Source organism: Cytobacillus firmus (genome assembly GCF_023715565.1).
Lineage (GTDB): Bacteria > Bacillota > Bacilli > Bacillales > Cytobacillaceae > Cytobacillus > Cytobacillus firmus_C.
In genome coordinates, this window is sequence record NZ_JAMBOJ010000001.1 from 60147 (window position 1) to 77900 (window position 17754).

At 42.3% G+C, this 17754-nt stretch carries 15 protein-coding genes; all 15 read right to left on the reverse strand.

The genetic code is table 11. The features are described 5' to 3' along the window. Positions 1–79 precede the first annotated feature (79 nt). On the reverse strand, positions 80–334 hold the full coding sequence (locus tag M3205_RS00290) for a YlmC/YmxH family sporulation protein (protein WP_048008980.1): 255 nt from the start codon (positions 332–334) through the stop codon (positions 80–82). A 126-nt stretch (positions 335–460) separates the two neighbouring features. Beyond that, positions 461–1696 (reverse strand): M16 family metallopeptidase, encoded by a 1236-nt coding sequence (locus M3205_RS00295; protein ID WP_251168105.1) that lies wholly within the window; start codon positions 1694–1696, stop codon positions 461–463. 42 nt (positions 1697–1738) lie between these two features. Beyond that, complete coding sequence (locus M3205_RS00300) at positions 1739–2755, reverse strand: polysaccharide deacetylase family protein (protein WP_251168106.1); 1017 nt, start codon at positions 2753–2755, stop codon at positions 1739–1741. 184 nt (positions 2756–2939) lie between these two features. Continuing rightward, complete coding sequence (gene pnp / locus M3205_RS00305) at positions 2940–5060, reverse strand: polyribonucleotide nucleotidyltransferase (RefSeq protein ID WP_251168107.1); 2121 nt, start codon at positions 5058–5060, stop codon at positions 2940–2942. Between the two features lie 289 nt (positions 5061–5349). Continuing rightward, positions 5350–5619 (reverse strand): 30S ribosomal protein S15, encoded by a 270-nt coding sequence (gene rpsO, locus M3205_RS00310; protein ID WP_009330698.1) that lies wholly within the window; start codon positions 5617–5619, stop codon positions 5350–5352. A 122-nt stretch (positions 5620–5741) separates the two neighbouring features. Further along, the gene (gene ribF / locus M3205_RS00315) at positions 5742–6692 is read right to left on the reverse strand and encodes a bifunctional riboflavin kinase/FAD synthetase (RefSeq protein ID WP_251168108.1); all 951 of its coding nucleotides are present in this window, start codon (positions 6690–6692) and stop codon (positions 5742–5744) included. Between the two features lie 66 nt (positions 6693–6758). Further along, positions 6759–7676, reverse strand: a complete 918-nt coding sequence (gene truB, locus M3205_RS00320; protein WP_251168109.1) for a tRNA pseudouridine(55) synthase TruB — start codon at positions 7674–7676, stop codon at positions 6759–6761. A 66-nt stretch (positions 7677–7742) separates the two neighbouring features. Further along, on the reverse strand, positions 7743–8123 hold the full coding sequence (rbfA, locus tag M3205_RS00325) for a 30S ribosome-binding factor RbfA (RefSeq protein ID WP_095242389.1): 381 nt from the start codon (positions 8121–8123) through the stop codon (positions 7743–7745). Positions 8124–8139: 16 nt separating this feature from the next. Beyond that, the gene (locus M3205_RS00330; RefSeq protein WP_061791030.1) at positions 8140–8421 is read right to left on the reverse strand and encodes a DUF503 domain-containing protein; all 282 of its coding nucleotides are present in this window, start codon (positions 8419–8421) and stop codon (positions 8140–8142) included. Further along, positions 8421–10652, reverse strand: coding sequence for a translation initiation factor IF-2 (infB, locus tag M3205_RS00335; protein WP_251168110.1), 2232 nt, complete (start codon positions 10650–10652; stop codon positions 8421–8423). The genes M3205_RS00330 and infB overlap by 1 nt, the downstream gene beginning before the upstream one ends. A 19-nt stretch (positions 10653–10671) precedes the next feature. Further along, positions 10672–10974, reverse strand: coding sequence for a YlxQ family RNA-binding protein (locus M3205_RS00340; protein ID WP_009330704.1), 303 nt, complete (start codon positions 10972–10974; stop codon positions 10672–10674). Beyond that, positions 10971–11255 carry an RNase P modulator RnpM gene (rnpM, locus tag M3205_RS00345; RefSeq protein ID WP_251168111.1) on the reverse strand — a complete coding sequence of 95 codons (285 nt, stop codon included), beginning with the start codon at positions 11253–11255 and terminating at the stop codon, positions 10971–10973. The genes M3205_RS00340 and rnpM overlap by 4 nt, the downstream gene beginning before the upstream one ends. 17 nt (positions 11256–11272) lie before the next feature. Continuing rightward, a complete protein-coding gene (gene nusA, locus M3205_RS00350) occupies positions 11273–12430 on the reverse strand; it encodes a transcription termination factor NusA (protein ID WP_251168112.1) in 1158 nt (385 codons plus the stop codon). Positions 12431–12523: 93 nt separating this feature from the next. Continuing rightward, positions 12524–12994 carry a ribosome maturation factor RimP gene (gene rimP, locus M3205_RS00355; RefSeq protein WP_251168113.1) on the reverse strand — a complete coding sequence of 157 codons (471 nt, stop codon included), beginning with the start codon at positions 12992–12994 and terminating at the stop codon, positions 12524–12526. Positions 12995–13264: 270 nt separating this feature from the next. Further along, on the reverse strand, positions 13265–17575 hold the full coding sequence (locus tag M3205_RS00360; protein ID WP_251168114.1) for a PolC-type DNA polymerase III: 4311 nt from the start codon (positions 17573–17575) through the stop codon (positions 13265–13267). Between the last annotated feature and the right edge of the window lie 179 nt (positions 17576–17754).

Sequence of the window (17754 nt, forward strand, 5' to 3'; positions counted from 1 at the left end):
GTGGGGGTCATACTGCCCGTTTGACTGCGATAAACATCCTGGTAAAACAAAAAGGACCTAACCGGCCCTTCCTTCAAAACTATTCCTGCTGATCTTCAGATTCCGGGATATCAATAATGATCATGTCATTTCCTATTTTCCGGATATGCTGCCATGAGACCCGGATTTCATCCCCCTGGCGCATGAAGCCGAACCACTTTAATGAAGGGATGAGCAATGCCTGAATCTGCCCGCTTTTTTCATTTATTTCAAGGTCTGTCTGCCCAAGTACTCCCAGCCGTTCTGCACGCTTCACATCCACAATTTCCTTTCCGCTCAGCTCACTTAATCTCATCATCTGCCCTCCTTTTCTCTTCTCTATATTCTTATCGTTCATCCTGAAGTTTTAGAAGTCCAGGCCAAAAAGAAAACAGCCTGCATAATACAGGCTGTTTCTCCAATTTAGCAATTGAACTAAATTTTAAAGGTTTTTCGGAAGTTCTCCTTCCGGACTTATTAAAGCCACTGAATAATGATCTGTGAAAATGGAATTCGCCATATTATTCACACCCTGCATGGAAACTGCGTCGATTTCATCCACGATTTCATCCATAGACCGATGACGGCCCAGAAGCAGTTCATTTTTGCCATTGCGGCTCATCCTGCTGTTTGTGCTTTCAAGGCTTAGCATTAAGCTTCCTTTGAGCTGCTCTTTACTGTTATTAAGCTCTTTATCTGTGATGCCTTCTTTTTTAAGAGTGGCAAGGGTATCCTGAATCGTATCAAAAAGAACATCCAGCTGTTTTGCTCCAGTTCCGCCGTAAAGCGTCACTATTCCGCTATCCTGGAAGGCAGAATGATAAGAGAAAACTGAATAGGCCAATCCTTTTTGCTCCCTGACATCCTGGAATAAGCGGCTGCTCATGCTTCCACCCAAAATATTATTTAAAACAATCAGATTGTATATTTCCTCATGCCCTACCTGCAGGCCTTTATAGCCTAAGCAAAGATGAGCCTGCTCGGTATCTTTTTTACGGGCAAGATGGTTTGAATGAAACTCAGGCTTCTGCTCAGTACGTTCTCTCTTACCGCCTTCGTAGGCTCCAAAGTACTTTTCAACTTCTTTGATGAAGGACTCCTCAATATTTCCGGCAATGGAAATTACAACATTTTCAGGCGTGTACGTTTCATGCATATACTGTTTTAATGTTTCTCCATTAAACGCAGCCAGCGTTCCTTCCGTGCCAAGAATCGGATAGCCAAGTGAATGGTTCTCGTAGATTGCTTTGCTTAAAAGATCATGAACAATATCGTCAGGCGTGTCTTCATACATTTTGATTTCTTCGTACACAACATTTTTTTCTTTGTTCAATTCCTCATCCACAAACGTGGAGTTAAAAAACATATCAGAAAGCACTTCAAGAGCAAAATCAGAATGGGTATCCAGTACTTTTGCGTAATAACATGTATATTCTTTTGAAGTAAAGGCGTTCACCTGCCCGCCAATGCTGTCAAAGCTTTCTGCAATTTCCCGGGCTGATCTTGTTTTCGTTCCTTTAAAGAACATATGCTCAAGGAAATGTGAAATCCCATTATTTTCTGGTATCTCATTTCTTGAACCTGTTCCGATCCATACTCCTATCGCTACAGAACGGACAGTTGGAATGTTTTCTAGTACGACTCTAACCCCGTTTTGGCATGTATATTTCTTGATCAAGTAAATTCCTCCTGTTCTGAAACGCAAAGACCTATGCTTACACTAGTTTATATTATTATTGGTATTTTTACCAAAATCCTGATTATTATTTTCTCTATATAGGATTCTCTTCTCGCTTAACAGCTCGGATACTGTTCCAATCTCCAGGTTCTTCTGCTTAAGCCCTGTTATAAGTTTATCAAGTGATTTTTCGGTGGAATCTGTTGGATGCATCAGGATCAGTGCTCCATTGTTGACCTTTGATAACACTCTGTTTATCAGTACATCCGGGGAGGGCTTCCTCCAATCCACTGTATCAACAGTCCACATGACAGTGCCAAGGTTTTTCTCGGCAGCGATCTTCACTGTTTCATCTCTATAGCTGCCGCTTGGAGGAGCAAACCATGTAATAGGCTTACTCAGCTTTTCATCCATTGTGGCTTCAATCACATCATTTGTTTTTTGTATTTCTTCCCTTGTCCTTGCGGAAGAGATTACTTTCATATCGGGATGAGTGTACGAATGGTTGCCTACTTCATGGCCTGCATCCATAATCATTCTGGCAAGTTCAGGATTATTCTTTACCCATCTTCCTTCAAGAAAAAAACTTGCTGACACATTGTGTTCCTTTAAAGTAGCCAGCATACCGGATAAATATTCGTTACCCCATGCTACATTAATGATGAAGCTGACCATCGGTTTATCAGGATGGCCTTTATATACTGGTGACGGAGGCAGGTCCTTTAACTTCAACTTTGGTTCAATTTGTTTAAATACAAGCTTATCTTCATTGAACTTTTTGGATGACTTCATCTTCCTATACGACGCCTCAACATCTACTTCAATTCCGTTAAGGCCGGGAATGGCTTTCCATACGGGGTCTATTTTTGCATCCTGTGGGGGAATGCGGAATTCTTCTTTTTTTGCTGTAATCTCTTCATATAGGGAATCTTTTGGCTTGGAAACAGTTATGGCATCTGTTTCTTGTTTAAGGCCTGATACATACTCATCAGTGAAAGGATTATTGATAAAAACAAGTGCCATTACAAACATGATGATAATATGGATAAACTTTCTCATTCTTCATGCCTCCTTCAATTCATAGTATGATTTGAAGGGACAAGGTAGAACGGAACCCAGTAACAAAGGTATGCAGTATAAGGCAAGAGCCCATGGAAATTTGCATATGTAAAAAGCCAGGGTTTCCCCTGGCTTTTAGGAAAATCGCCACGCAAAATGCTTCTCTTTTAAATAGAGGTTAGTATTATTGCTGTGCTTTTTCCTTTTGCTCACGCTGTTCACGCAATACGGCTTTGCGGGAAAGATTTACGCGGCCTTGTTTATCGATCTCAGTAACTTTTACTAGAAGTTCGTCACCAATGGAAAGCACATCTTCCACTTTCCCAACACGCTCTTCAGCAAGTTCTGAAATGTGAACTAACCCATCTTTACCAGAGAAGATTTCAACAAATGCACCGAATTTTTCAATTCGTTTTACCTTACCCAGATACATTTGTCCAACTTCAACTTCACGTACGATATCTTCAATAATCTTCTTCGCTTTTTGATTCATTTCTTCATTTACAGATGAAATGAATACTGTTCCATCTTGTTCAATATCAATCTTAACGCCTGTTTCTTCGATGATCTTATTGATCTGCTTTCCGCTCGGCCCAATAACATCACGGATTTTGTCAGAGTTGATTGACATCATCAGAATCTTAGGAGCATATTCAGACAGCTCTTTTCTTGGCTGTTCAATAGTGCTCAGCATGGAATCCAGAATCTGCATGCGGCCTTTCTTCGCCTGCTGCAGTGCTTCTTCCAGAATCTCACGGGACAGACCTTCAATCTTAATATCCATTTGCAGAGCAGTAACTCCCTTAGCGGTACCCGCCACTTTGAAGTCCATATCTCCAAGGTGATCTTCCATACCTTGAATGTCTGTCAGGATTGAATAATGCTCGCCTGATTTAATTAGGCCCATTGCTATACCCGCAACCGGAGCTTTAATAGGCACACCTGCATCCATCATAGCCAGAGTACTTGCACAAATACTTGCCTGTGATGTTGAACCATTTGATTCCAGCACCTCTGATACAAGACGAATCGTATAAGGGAAATCCTTTTCAGAAGGAATTATCGGCTCAAGAGCACGTTCCCCAAGAGCACCATGCCCGATTTCACGGCGGCCCGGCCCCCTGATTGGACCAGTTTCACCTACACTGAAATTAGGGAAGTTGTAATGGTGCATGAATCTTTTTTCTTCTTCAATTCCCAGTCCGTCCAGAATCTGTACATCTCCAAGAGCTCCTAATGTACAAATGCTCAATGCCTGAGTTTGTCCGCGTGTAAACAAACCTGAACCATGTGTGCGCGGCAGAATGTCTACTTCTGAGGACAGCGGGCGGATAACATCCAATCCGCGTCCATCAGGACGAACTTTATCTTCTGTTATTAAGCGGCGAACTTCAGCTTTAACAATTTTATCAAGGATCTTCCTGATTTGCTTAAGCTTGTCGTCGTCTGCCTCTTCACCTTCATATTTAGCTGTGATTTCTTCTTTAACCGCTTTTATGGCTGCTTCACGTGCATGTTTCTCCTGCACCTGGATAGCTTGAATCATATCCTTCTCACAGATGCCGCGAACTTCCGCTTCTAAGTTCGGGTCAACCTGGTATAAAACAATGTCCATCTTCTCTTTCCCGATTTCAGATGCAATTTCTTCCTGGAAAGCAATAAGGCGTTTAATTTCCTCATGACCAAACATAATGGCTTCAAGCATAGTTTCCTCAGGCACTTCCTCTGCGCCTGCTTCAACCATGTTAATCGCATCTTTTGTACCCGCTACAACAAGATTGATATCGCTTTTTTCAGCCTGTTCTACAGAAGGATTAATGATAAATTCTCCATCGATGCGGCCTACACTGACACCAGCAATCGGTCCGCCAAATGGAATATCCGACACAGAAAGGGCTAAGGATGAACCGAACATTGCAGCCATTTCTGATGAGCAATTTTGATCCACACTCATCACCATGCTTACAACCTGAACATCATTTCTGAAACCGTCAGCGAATAATGGACGGATAGGCCTGTCAATTAAACGGCTTGCCAAAATCGCTTTTTCACTTGGACGGCCCTCTCTCTTAATAAAACCGCCTGGAATCTTACCAACAGCATACAAACGTTCTTCATAGTTAACTGTCAAAGGAAAGAAATCCAGATTTTTTGGTTCTTTTGATGCTGTAGCTGTACTTAAAACTACAGTATCACCATAGCGCACTAATACTGCACCGTTAGCCTGTTTAGCCAGCTGGCCAATCTCTACGGTCAATTTGCGCCCAGCCCAATCAAGGCTGTAGACATGTTTATCTTGTCCCATAATTGTACCCCTCTCTGCATTCACTTAAGGACAGGCGTCACTTCTGCCTGGTCCGTTTAATTGTTAATTTTCTGCTAAAGCAGCAAATGTTCATGGCTTTGCATTGCCCGCAGTCCAGTTTTATATAAAAGCATGAAATGCTCGTTAATCATATTAAAATTAGGCATCTTATAGTATGCACAATTTTCCCGTTTGCTAAAATAGGATAAGTATGTATGTACATGATCAGGAACAAAATTCAAGTTTTTAAAGCTAATAAAAAAGCGGGAAAAAATCCCGCTTCTGTTGATTATCGACGTAAGCCAAGCTTATTGATTAACTCACGGTAACGTGCAACGTCTTTGTTGCGAAGGTAAGTTAATAGGTTACGACGCTTACCAACCATTTTCAAAAGACCGCGACGTGAATGGTGGTCTTTCTTGTGAGTACGTAAATGGTCGTTCAAATTGTTGATTTCTTCAGTAAGGACAGCGATTTGAACTTCTGGAGATCCAGTGTCGCTCTCATGAGTTTTGAACTCATTGATTAGCTCATTTTTACGTTCTTTAGTGATTGCCATCCGGTTCACCTCCTAAATTTTCAATCCCCTGTTACTGAGCAAGCGTCGGTGACTCGACTTGCCAAGCAAAGGTTCATTTGGTACGTTACTTAGAATACAACTTTTTATGACAAAAAGCAAGGCTAAATCCTGTTTTTCTCAAAATATTGCTCAGTCTGCTGTTTATCTTTTTCGATTTGCGCAATTAACTCCTGAACGCCCGCAAATTTCCGTTCGCTTCTAAGATGCTTATGCCATTCAACGGTAACCTTTCTGCCATAAATATCTGAAGTGAAATCAAAAATATGGACTTCAACTGATGGCCTGTCCCCTTTTTCCTGATTAAAAGTAGGTTTGTAGCCGACATTACAGACGCCTTCATACCAGCTGCCATCTACTGAGAATCTTACAGCATATACACCGGGAGGGGGGATGATGCAATCATCAGAAACGTCAACATTCGCTGTAGGAAAGCCGATTGTCCGGCCTCTCTTATCACCATGAATAACGATTCCGGATGTTTTATAATATCTTCCTAAAAGGCCGGAAAGCTCACCGGTTTTCCCTTCACGAATATATTTCCTTATAAGCGTAGAGCTGATTTTTTCGTCTTCTTTTGCCAGCTTTGCAACGACAGAGTAATCAAATTGATCTCTAGAATGGAACAGCAATGTTTCCATTGTGCCGCGCCCCATTCGTCCATAGGAATAATCAAAGCCTGCCACGACATGTTTTGCATTAAGACCAATCAGGTATTGGTCTACAAACTCCTGTGGCAGCAGATTAGCAAATTCCCTTGTGAAATTGATAACAAATAAATAATCTATACCTAGATCTGCTATGATGCCTATTTTGTCCTCAAGAGGCGTAATATACTTCACATGCTGAACGCTTTTCCCCAAAACGACCGAGGGATGAGGATCAAATGTCATGACAGCACTTCTTAATCCTTTTTGTTCAGCTATCGACTTTGCTTCACGGATGACTTTCTGATGACCCAGATGAACACCATCAAAATAGCCAAGTGCTATTGCCAATTCAGGCATTTCGTTTTTATCCATTCGATGGGGATGATGTATATGAATAATTTCCATATGAATAATTCACCTTTTCTCTACAGAGCCTGGACCTATATAAATGCACAGCTTTTTAACAAGTGCTTATTGATCATTCCTTAACACCTTTACTGGCTTCATTAACCCTTGTTTACGTGGGTGATGCTCATAAATCGCCAGAACAAGACCTTCCTCTTCCTCTACTGCGATTGGGCCTTTAGTGTCGAGCAAATGATCAGGGATAGTTAATACAGCCCCATTTTTAACTTTCTCTGCTACTTTATCACTTATTTGATATTTCGGCAAATGAGAAAGCGCCGCTTCCATAGGCCGAAGAACCTCGGCCATTGTTCCCTTCTCGGCCCTGTCTTCTATTTCTTCAAATGTCAGGCAATCATCGAGTGTAAGTGAGGACGACTGGATTCTTACCAGGTCAGACATATGGGCGGGATATCCCAGTTCATATCCAATCATAACCGCAAGCGTACGAATATATGTACCTTTGCTGCAGGCTACACGGAAACGAAAGGTAATATTCTCACCCTCGAATATCTCTCTGTCATCGAGAAGTTCGATTGAGTAGATCGTGACTTTCCGCGACGGACGTTCCACTTCTATTCCCTGTCTTGCATATTCATAGAGCCGCTTCCCATTTACCTTTACTGCTGAATACATGGGAGGAGTCTGTGTGATTTCCCCGGTCAAGTTTTGGAGCACTTTCATCACCTGATTTCTGGAAATAGGTGATGAAACTTCTTTCCTTTCTACCACTTCACCAGATGCATCTTCTGTTGTTGTCGAAAAGCCGATTGTTACTTCTCCCTCATAAGATTTCCCTGCTGCTGTTATGTATTCGGCCACCTTCGTTGCCCTCCCAAGGCAGATGGGAAGTACTCCTGTCACGTCAGGGTCCAGTGTTCCGGTGTGGCCGATTCTTTTCATTCGCAGAATCTTCCGCAGCCTGAACACACAATCATGGGAAGTCATTCCCTTAGGTTTAAAAAGCGGCAAAATCCCTTCCATTATATGTACCACCTTGTCTATTTGTTTTTAGAAAAAAATGGATAGACAAAGTGTCTATCCATTCCATTATTCTTCATCTTTGGAGCGTTCCTCATCTTTGGAACGGCCTTCGTCCTGGATTTGATGAAGCAATGAGTCGATACGGTTTCCGTAGTCGATTGATTCATCAAACTCGAATAGAATTTCCGGTGTTTTCCGCAGCCGGATTCGCTGACCGATTTCAGATCGGATAAAGCCTTTTGCTTTAGCCAGCCCGCGAAGCGTATTTTCCCTCTGTTCCTCATCACCCAGAACTGAGATAAACACAGTTGCCTGCTGGAGATCCCCGGTAACTTGAACATCAGTGACGGTTACAAAACCAACCCGCGGATCCTTGATTTTTCGGCTGATGATTTCGCCCAGTTCTTTTTTCATTTGTTCCCCAACTCGATTTGCTCTAAGGCTCATTCTATATCACCTCTTCTTAAAGCCACTCTAAATCTGTAATTGTCCGCTCAATTTCCGGGAACGAATCAATTAATTTGAGCGCATTTTGCAGCTCGTGCTCAGTTGAAACCTGGGTGGACGAAACGGCCACAATGGCAATTTTAGTCCGCTGCCATAGGTCCTGATAGTCCACTTCAGATACAGATACATTGTATCTTTGTTTCAGCCGGGTTAGAATACGCTGCAAGACAGCCCGTTTTTCTTTCAAAGAATGTGTGTCATAAATGATACATTCACAGGCAGCGAGCCCAATTATCATTAACGTTCCACTTCTTCCATAATATATGCTTCAATTACGTCGCCTTCTTTAACGTCATTGAAATTTTTGATGGTAATACCACATTCATATCCTTGGGCTACTTCTTTTGCATCATCTTTGAATCGCTTAAGAGCATCAACTTCACCTTCAAAAATTACAACTCCATCGCGGATTAAACGCACACCGCTGTCACGGGTGATTTTTCCGTCTGTAACATAAGAACCTGCAATGGTACCGATTTTAGAAACTTTGAATGTCTGGCGCACTTCAGCCTGGCCGATAATTTTTTCCTGGAACTCAGGATCAAGCATACCCTGCATCGCCAATTCGATTTCCTCGATTACTTTGTAGATAATGCGGTGCAGGCGGATGTCAACATTTTCTGCATCTGCTGCACGTTTTGCGTTGTTGTCAGGTCGTACATTGAATCCAATCACAATAGCGTTGAAAGCAGCAGCTAAAGTGATGTCAGACTCGTTAATGGCACCTACACCTGTATGAAGGATACGAACATTAACACCTTCTACATCGATCTTATGAAGAGCGGCAGTCAAAGCTTCCGCAGAACCTTGAACGTCCGCTTTCACTACGATGTTTAAGTCTTTCATTTCCCCTTGTTTCATATGTTCAAACAAGTTATCCAGACTTACGCGCGTTTTTTCATTTCTCTGAGCCTGCAATGCCTGCTGCGCACGGGCTTCTCCAACCTGGCGGGCTGTCTTCTCATCATCAAGAACAACGAAGCGGTCACCGGCTTGAGGAACATCGTTAAGACCTGTAATCTCTACAGGAGTTGAAGGTCCGGCAGTTTTCACACGGCGGCCAAGATCATTAACCATTGCACGGACACGTCCAAATGAGTTACCGACAACGATAGGATCTCCTACCTTCAATGTACCGTTCTGCACAAGCAGCGTCGCAACTGAACCGCGTCCTTTGTCAAGCTGTGCTTCGATAACTGTACCAACGGCATTGCGATTAGGATTTGCTTTGTATTCTTCCACTTCACCCACCAGAAGAATCATTTCAAGCAGTTCATCAATTCCCTCGCCTTTAATAGCTGAAATTGGAACAAAGATCGTGTCTCCGCCCCATGCTTCTGGAACCAGGCCATGTTCAGTCAATTCCTGCATAACACGATCAGGATTTGCTGCTTCCTTATCCATTTTGTTAACAGCCACAATGATTGGCACTTCTGCTGCTTTCGCATGGTTAATTGCTTCAACTGTTTGCGGCATAACACCGTCATCTGCTGCTACAACTAGAATTGTTATATCGGTAATTTTCGCACCGCGGGCACGCATAGTTGTGAACGCAGCGTGTCCAGGAGTATCAAGGAAAGTAATCTTTTTGCCATTTTCTTCAACTTGGTAAGCTCCGATGTGCTGAGTGATTCCGCCTGCTTCTCCAGCAGTTACTTTCGTGTTGCGGATGGAGTCAAGCAATGTTGTTTTACCGTGGTCAACATGTCCCATGATTGTTACAACAGATGGACGTTCCACCACTTCGGCACTTTCATCTTCAGTGAAGTATACTTCAAGATCGGTTGTATCAACCAGAACCTCTTCTTCCACTTCAACACCGTATTCACCTGCAATCAGCTCAATCGCATCTTTGTCAAGCTCCTGGTTAATGGTTGCCATAACACCAAGCATAAATAGCTTTTTAATGATTTCAGAAGGCTCGCGGTGAAGCTTCTTTCCCAGTTCCGCTACTGTCAGTGATTCGCTGAAAGTAATTTTTGAAGGAAGCTCCTTCACCTTTTTAGGAGCTGGGGCCACATGCGTCTGCTGCTGTTTGCCTTTGTTGTTTTTATTCTTATTGTTGTTTCGGTTATTGTTATTGTTTCTATTGTTATTATTGTTTCTGTTGTTGTTATTGCCTCTGTTATTGCCGGAGAAACTTTTGCCGGACTGGCTGCCCTGTCCCTGGCTTCTGTTGTCACCGGATTTATTTTGAGGCTTGCTTTGAGCAGCTGCGGAATTGCCGGCACTATTATTTGAAGCCGGTTTTTGATTTCCCTGAGGCTTCTGCTGGTTTTGAGGTTTGCTCTGGTTTTGAGCCTGGCTGCCATTCTTGATAAAAATACCGTCAAGCTTCTGGACTGCTGCCGGCTCAATCGTAGTCATATGATTGGAAACCTCAATATTCATGTCTTTTAATTTTGTAATAACATCCTTGCTTGAAATGTTATGTTTTTTCGCATATTCATAAACGCGCATTTTACTCATACTTTCACCCCCGCTAGTATTAATCGAGCAACGTTAACAGCTTTTTTGCAAATCCGGCATCTAACACTGCCACCACAACGCGGGCTTCCTTCCCTATAGCCTTTCCGAGCATTTCCCGGTTTTGAATCAGCTTATATGGAACCCCAAATGATTTACATTTATCTGTAACTTTTTTTGCCGTATTTGCGGATGCATCTGCAGACAGCAAAACAAGCTTTGCTTTGCCGTTTCTGATTTCTTTAACAGCAAGCTCTTCTCCCGAAGTAATTTTCCGTGCCCGATTGGCTAAGCCAAGCAATGACATCCATTGATTTGAGTTCATTTGGATTGCCGTTTCTCCTTCTCTATTAACTCCAAGAGTTCTTCATAGACAGCATCATCTATGGAAACTTCTAAATGATTGGCTAAGATATTCTTCTTCTTTGCTAACAAAACTGCTTCCTTTTCTTTGGAAAGATAAGCCCCGCGACCTGATTTTTTTCCTGTCGGGTCAACAGAAACTTCCCCTTCTTTGGAGCGAACGATGCGAACGAGTTCTTTTTTCGGCCTCATTTCACCGGTAGCGACACATTTTCGCAAAGGAACTTTTTTACGATTGTTCACGATCATTCACCTCTTCCCTATTCTTTTTCCTCTAAAAGTTCATCCTGAAAATCGAAGTCTGCATCATTTTCATAGTCTTCGTTTTCATAATCATCATTATCAAAGTTCAACAGTTTTTCATCCCTCGGATAAATTCCGGCTTCACGGGCATCTGTTTCTGATTTGATGTCTATTTTCCAGCCTGTAAGCTTTGCTGCAAGTCTGGCATTCTGTCCGCGCTTTCCTATTGCCAGAGAAAGCTGATAATCAGGAACTACAACAGTTGTTGCTTTGTCATCTTCATTTACGATTACATCAAGCACCTTTGAAGGGCTTAGTGCATTTGCGACGAATACTACTGGATCTGAAGACCATTTAACGATATCAATTTTCTCACCCTTGAGCTCATTGACTATCGCCTGAACACGTGTTCCTTTAGGACCTACACATGAACCTACCGGATCAACTTCTTCATTGTCAGAATGCACCGAGATCTTAGAACGGTCCCCTGCTTCACGCGCAACGGATTTGATTTCTACAGTTCCATCATAAATCTCAGGAACTTCGATCTCAAATAATCTCTTCAGCAGGCCAGGATGGGTCCTGCTTACGAAAATCTGTGGACCTTTTGTTGTCTTTTCTACCTTTGTAATAAAGACTTTAATGCGGTCATGGGGCTGATAACGCTCATTTGGCATTTGTTCGTTCGCCGGAAGGATCGCTTCAATCTTTCCAAGGCTCACATAGATGAACTTAGGATCTGTACGCTGAACAATTCCCGTCATAATATCTTCTTCACGGTCGATAAATTCAGAGTAAATGATGCCTCTCTCCGCTTCACGGACACGCTGTGTAACTACCTGTTTTGCAGTCTGGGCAGCAATACGCCCAAAGTCCTTAGGTGTTACTTCCATTTCAACGACATCTTCCACCTGGTAGTTCGGGTTGATTTTTTGTGCATCCTCCACAGAGATCTCAAGACGCGGATCAAATACTTCATCCACTACCTCTTTGCGGGCAAAGACTCTCATCGTTCCGTTCCCTAAGTTTAAATCAATGCGCACATTCTGTGCCTGATTAAAGTTTCTGCGGTAGGCTGACACCAATGCAGCTTCGATGGCTTCGATAATCACATCGCGAGAAATGCCTTTTTCTTTCTCAAGCAATGTCAGAGCATCCAAAAGTTCACTGCTCATGAGATTTATATCCCCCTTTTATTTCTCTTTTAAAAATAATCAACTTCAAAGCAGCAATTTGCTTTTTTTAATAAGCAAGCCCGCAATCAGCTGTTAATCAAATACAACGGCTAAACGGGCATTTGCTACCTTCTCATAAGGAATTTCAATGTTTTTCTTCCTTGTTTTGATTTTCATTTCTACCGTAACGGTCTCGCCGTCAAATTGGGTTAAAACACCTTCGAACGTCTTTTCACCATCAATGGGCTCGTATGTTTTAATATAAACATTCTTGCCGACTGCTTTAATAAAATCACTGTCTTTCTTAAGAGGGCGTTCAGCTCCCGGCGATGAAACTTCCAAGAAATAGTTGTATGGAATCGGATCTTCAGCATCAAGCTTTTCGCTTAGCTTTTCACTGACCATTCCGCATTCCTCGATATCAACACCCGTTTCTTTATCAATAAATACGCGAAGGAACCAGTCTTTCCCTTCTTTTACATATTCAATGTCGACTAATTCTAAATTAAGTTCATCCACAATAGGGGTGACCAGTTGTTCCACCGTTTCAGTCACTTTGCTCATTCATATCCCTCCTTTTTCATGGAATCTAAAGCGCTGTTTTTCAATCAATAAATCAGAAATTGGCTCTGCTAAACTTAATTAACATATAGTTTTAACATAGATCCGATATTAAGAAAAAACCGTACACAACACGAAAGAGTGGGTTGCCCCACTCTTCCTTTTGCGAGAGTTATTCTTAGTATTTCCAATAAAACTATACCATAACCAATTTTTTTATGCAAATGGAATAGCTGTCAGCAGTAGGGTTTGAACCATTCGCTCGTCAAATTTTTAGAATAGAGACAGCTGGTTTTGTTCCGGAAGAGATTCAAGGCAGCCGTGATTATCGAGATACTCTATAATCGTCTTCGACACTTTTCCGCGTTGCTGCAGGTCTTCCTTCGAGAGGAATTCCCCTTCTCCCCTTGCTTTTACTATATTGAATGCAGCATTTGTACCCAACCCCGGAATGGAATTAAACGGCGGTATCAAAGAATCTCCATCAATGATAAACTCACTTGCGCTTGAGCGGTATAAGTCTACCTTTTGGAAATTAAAGCCCCTTTCATTCATTTCAAGAGCCAATTCCATTACAGTTAAGAGGTTCTTTTCTTTCGTTGAAGCATCAAGTCCCTTTGCATTGATTTCTTCGATGAGTGAACGGATCGCCTGGGATCCTTTAACCATTGCATCAACATCAAAGTCTTCTGCGCGAACAGTAAAGTATGCTGCATAGTAGAGAAGCGGATGGTGCACTTTAAAGTAGGCAATCCGGACAGCCATTAATACATAAGCAGCCGCATGGGCTTTAGGGAACATGTATTTAATCTTTTTACAGGAATCAATGTACCATTCAGGCACTTCATTCTTTCTCATTTCCTCTTCCATCTCATCGCTCAGCCCTTTACCTTTACGGACCGATTCCATGATTTTGAAAGCAAAAGCAGGCTCCAGGCCCTGATAGATTAAATAAACCATTATATCATCACGGCAGCCGATTACTTCACTTAGGTTACAAATATTATTATGAATTAATTCCTGGGCATTTCCGAGCCAAACATCTGTACCATGAGAAAGACCTGAAATCTGCACAAGCTCTGAGAATGTGGTCGGTTTTGTATCTTCGAGCATCTGGCGGACAAACCTCGTACCAAATTCGGGTATGCCAAGTGTACCGGTTTTACACATGATTTGCTCTTCTGTTACACCAAGTGATTCCGGTCCGCTGAAAATTTTCATTACTTCAGGGTCATCTGTGGGAATGGTTTTTGGATCAATTCCGCTCAGGTCCTGTAGCATTCTAATAACAGTCGGATCATCGTGACCCAGTATATCTAGTTTTAATAAATTATCATGAATGGAATGGAAGTCAAAATGGGTTGTTTTCCATTCAGATGTCCGGTCGTCTGCAGGGAACTGAATTGGCGAAAAGTCATATATATCCATGTAGTCCGGCACAACAATGATACCGCCCGGATGCTGTCCGGTTGTCCGCTTCACCCCTGTACAGCCGGAAGCGAGCCTGTCAATTTCCGCACCCCTTATTTGCAGATTATTATCGTTCTGATATGCTTTGACATAACCAAAAGCTGTTTTATCGGCAACAGTACCGATCGTACCGGCACGGTATACATAATCTTCGCCGAATAGCACCTTTGTATAGTTATGGGCTCTAGGCTGGTATTCCCCGGAGAAGTTCAAGTCAATGTCGGGAACTTTATCTCCCTTGAAACCAAGGAACGTTTCGAACGGAATATCATGTCCATCCTTTTTAAATTTAGCTCCGCAGCTCGGACAATCTTTATCAGGCAGGTCGAAACCGGAGCCAACTGACCCGTCATTGAAAAACTCGGATGTTTTGCATTCCGGGCAAACGTAATGCGGCGGCAGCGGATTCACCTCTGTTATTTCGGTCATCGTCGCAACAAAGGAGGATCCGACAGATCCCCGGGAACCAACCAGATAGCCATCATCCAATGATTTTTTTACAAGTTTATGAGAGATCAGATAGATAACCGCGAAACCATGTCCGATAATACTCTTAAGTTCTTTTTCAAGGCGCGCCTCAACAATCTCAGGAAGCGGATCACCATAGATTCTTCTTGCCATTCCGTAACTCATGCTCCGCATCTCTTCATCTGCGCCTTCGATTTTCGGGGTATACAAATCATCTTTAATCGGCTTTATTACTTCAATCATATCTGCTATTTTGTTCGTATTCTCTACCACAATTTCCTTGGCTTTGTCTTTTCCGAGAAATGAAAAAGCGTCAAGCATTTCATTGGTAGTCCTGAAATGAACATCCGGAAGCTGATGGCGGTTCAGTGGGTTCGCTCCTCCCTGTGAATTAACAAGGATTTTTCGGTAGATTTTATCATTAGGGTTCAGGTAATGGACATTTCCTGTAGCAACTACCGGCAGACCAAGCTTGTCTCCCAGTTTTACAATATTGGTGATGATTTCTTCCAGCGCTTTTTCATCTCTTACAAGTTCAAGCTCCAAAAGGTGTGCATAAACGGCTTTTGGATGTACTTCAAGATAATCATAGAATTGTGCAGTATCTTCGACTTCATCCGGAGATTTCTGCATCATGCCTTCAAAGACTTCCCCTTTATCGCACCCGGAACCAACCAGTATTCCTTCACGATGCTTTTGAAGGACTGACCTGGGAATGCGCGGTACTCTGTAAAAGTATTCCATATGCGAGATGGATACGAGTTTAAAGAGGTTCTTCAGACCTGTTTCTGTTTGTGCAAGCAGGGTGCAATGGGCTGGTCTTGCACGCTGATAAGCATTTCCCTGCCCCATATTGTCATTGAACTGATCATGATATTCAATCCCTTTTTCTTCTGCACCCTTTAGCATCTTAAGCAGCAGATAGCCTGTCGCCTCAGCATCATAGATAGCACGGTGATGCTGGGTAAGTTCAACATCGAATTTTTTGGCAAGGGTATTCAGACGGTGATTTTTCATATCGGGATATAAAAAACGTGCAAGTTCAAGAGTATCTATTACAGGATTTGGAGCCTTGCCAATACCGATTTTTTTATAGCCGACATTCAGGAATCCCATATCGAATGAAGCATTATGTGCTACTAAAACAGCATCTCCTGTCCATTCATGGAATTTCTTAAGAACTTCTTCCACTTCCGGTGCATTCTCCACCTGATCATCCGTTATTCCAGTTAGATTAATGGTAGTTGCGGATAAAGGGTGATGAGGGTTTGCAAAGGATTCAAACCGATCAATGATTTCCCCATCACGAATCTTAACTGCGGCAAGCTCAATAATCTTATCATATACAGCTGATAAGCCGGTTGTCTCAACATCAAATACAACATACGTATCATCAGTAAGCTTGCGATGCGCATCATTATAAGCAATCGGCACACCATCATCCACAAGGTTTGCTTCAATTCCGTACAGGATCTTAATTTCATTCTTTTTCCCGGCACCATAGGCTTCAGGGAATGACTGAGCAACAGCATGATCTGTAATGGCCACTGCTTTATGACCCCATTTCTTCGCCTGGGAAACCAACGCACTGACAGATGAAACAGCATCCATTTGGCTCATCGGAGTATGAAGATGAAGTTCAACCCTTTTTTCTTCAGCAGGCGATGTATCCTGTCTTTGGATCGGTTTAATCTCATTAATATCGTTTCCGATCATTACCAAATCCCGGACAAAAGTATCATTTTGAATGCTTCCCCGGACCTTTAGCCACATCCCTTTTTTAATATGCTGATATAATGCGGCATCCTCTTTATCCCGTGAAAACATTTTTACTAGAATGGAACTGGTATAATCCGTAATTTTAAAAGTTAAGAGTGTCCGGCCACTGCGGAGCTCTCTAGTCTCGGCAGCAAACACGTAACCTTCAACGGCCACCCGGCGTTCTTCATCTACTATATCAATCAATTTGCGGTAATCAGCATCATCTTTAATGGTAAGACCAATCGTAAGCGGCCCCTTGGGTGCTGTGTGATCTGCAGATTCAGCTTCAGCTTCTTTCTTCTGCATTTCGATTGCTGCCTGGAGACCACGCTCCTGATCTTCTTTGCGTTTGGCTTCCATGAATTTTTCATATTCTTCATTGGAACCATCAGCGGAAACCTCTGTATCAACTGTTAAGGCCGGAAAGCCAAACACTTGAAACACATCTGACATAATGCCGGCATACTTCTTCTTAATAGACAACCCTTCCAATTCATTACGGACTTTAATGATAAGTTTGTTGCCCTGTACAGAAGGAACCTGCTCATTCAGAAGCTTTAATAGCGGCGGCGCCATGCCATCCATTTCTTTAATGCAGTTATGCCAGTATTCAAGTACAAGCTGTTCAGTAAAATCCTGATTTCTGACAGAAATGCTATATGAAATTTCTGCTATATGGGAAAATGTTTTTTCCAGCTGATCTTTGAAACGGCTATATACACTGCAAGGCAAAATCTTTGGAAAAGCAAAATAAAAATGCCATTTCCGTGACTGTCTTTCGACTACGACCCTTTCGATTTGGGCATCATGAAAGTGCTGCACAAAGGCATCTTCAGTTAGCTGCATCTGCTGGAGCAAGAGCTGAAATCTAGAAGGTTCGCTCATCTTTCTCTCTCCCATCCAATAATCTTGATTTCTATTTTAAGTTCACTTTTTTGAAGTAAGTATAAAGAGCTTTTTTTATATAACTTTTGTTTTTCGCTGGTGTCCATTGCTTCCGCTCTGCTGCTCGCTCTAATCAACTCAGAAAATAATATCAAGGCTCTTTTCGTATAAATTGTTGT

Bases quoted from the DNA above. Each gene is read 5' to 3' on its own strand.
- M3205_RS00300 (WP_251168106.1), bottom strand. From the start codon at position 2,755: ATGAGAAAGTTTATCCATATTATCATCATGTTTGTAATGGCACTTGTT.
- ribF (WP_251168108.1), bottom strand. From the start codon at position 6,692: ATGGAAATTATTCATATACATCATCCCCATCGAATGGATAAAAACGAA.
- M3205_RS00340 (WP_009330704.1), bottom strand. From the start codon at position 10,974: ATGAACTCAAATCAATGGATGTCATTGCTTGGCTTAGCCAATCGGGCA.
- M3205_RS00330 (WP_061791030.1), bottom strand. From the start codon at position 8,421: ATGATAATTGGGCTCGCTGCCTGTGAATGTATCATTTATGACACACAT.
- pnp (WP_251168107.1), bottom strand. From the start codon at position 5,060: ATGGGACAAGATAAACATGTCTACAGCCTTGATTGGGCTGGGCGCAAA.
- M3205_RS00360 (WP_251168114.1), bottom strand. From the start codon at position 17,575: ATGAGCGAACCTTCTAGATTTCAGCTCTTGCTCCAGCAGATGCAGCTA.
- rbfA (WP_095242389.1), bottom strand. From the start codon at position 8,123: ATGAGCCTTAGAGCAAATCGAGTTGGGGAACAAATGAAAAAAGAACTG.
- rpsO (WP_009330698.1), bottom strand. From the start codon at position 5,619: ATGGCAATCACTAAAGAACGTAAAAATGAGCTAATCAATGAGTTCAAA.
- truB (WP_251168109.1), bottom strand. From the start codon at position 7,676: ATGGAAGGGATTTTGCCGCTTTTTAAACCTAAGGGAATGACTTCCCAT.
- nusA (WP_251168112.1), bottom strand. From the start codon at position 12,430: ATGAGCAGTGAACTTTTGGATGCTCTGACATTGCTTGAGAAAGAAAAA.
- rimP (WP_251168113.1), bottom strand. From the start codon at position 12,994: ATGAGCAAAGTGACTGAAACGGTGGAACAACTGGTCACCCCTATTGTG.
- M3205_RS00290 (WP_048008980.1), bottom strand. From the start codon at position 334: ATGAGATTAAGTGAGCTGAGCGGAAAGGAAATTGTGGATGTGAAGCGT.
- infB (WP_251168110.1), bottom strand. From the start codon at position 10,652: ATGAGTAAAATGCGCGTTTATGAATATGCGAAAAAACATAACATTTCA.